This is a genomic window from Stenotrophomonas sp. 3diitr2024, assembly GCF_042136455.1.
GTDB classification, from domain to species: Bacteria; Pseudomonadota; Gammaproteobacteria; order Xanthomonadales; family Xanthomonadaceae; genus Stenotrophomonas; species Stenotrophomonas sepilia.
The window spans coordinates 1-758 of the sequence record NZ_JBHHMJ010000738.1; the positions used below are offsets into that span (position 1 = coordinate 1).

Annotated in this window: 1 protein-coding gene; it reads left to right on the forward strand. The window is 69.7% G+C overall.

The window, feature by feature from the left end:
- Positions 1-693: ATP-binding cassette domain-containing protein (locus ABGA94_RS19425; protein WP_375367953.1), on the forward strand; the 693-nt coding region annotated here is incomplete at its 5' end.
- Positions 694-758 lie beyond the last annotated feature (65 nt).

Sequence of the window (758 nt, forward strand, 5' to 3'; positions counted from 1 at the left end):
GATCCGCAGGTGCCACAGCCGGTGCCGCAAGCCGCGCGCGTGCATTGGGACGATGTGCATTTCCAGTGGCCGGGCGCGGCGCGGCCGGTGCTGACCGGCCTCCAGCTGACCCTGGCGCCAGGCGAACGCATTGCCATCCGCGGCGACAGCGGCAGTGGCAAGACCACGCTGTCCAGCCTGCTGCTGCGGCTGTGGGATCCGCAGCAGGGGCGAATCACCTATGGTGGCCGCGATCTGCGCGACGTCGCCCAGGCTGAGTGGCACCAGCAACTGGCGTGGCTGCCACAGAACGCACCGGTGTTTGCCGGCAGCGTGGCAGAAAACCTGCGGTTGGGCGATCCCGATGCCAGCGACGCCGCCTTGTGGGCGGTCCTCCGTCGCGTGCGCCTGGGCGACTGGGCCGAGCGCAACGGTGGCCTGCAGGCCTGGGGGGGCGAGAACGGCGCGACGATGTCGGCCGGCCAGGCGCGACGGCTGGCGCTGGCGCGGGCACTGCTGCGCAACGCGCCGATCCTGCTGCTGGACGAACCAACCGAAGGGTTGGACGTGGATACCGCACGTGCGCTGCTGCAGGATCTCTCCGGGTTGCTGGACGGGCGCAGCCTGTTGATGATCACCCACGACGACCTGCCCGAAGGCGTGGTCGATGCGCAGTACCGGTTGCGTGATGGGGTGTTGATCCGCGAATCGTGACGATGGTCCGGTAATGCCGGCCGCTGGCCGGCAATTGAAGCGTCTGAGGTTGCCGGCCAGCGGCC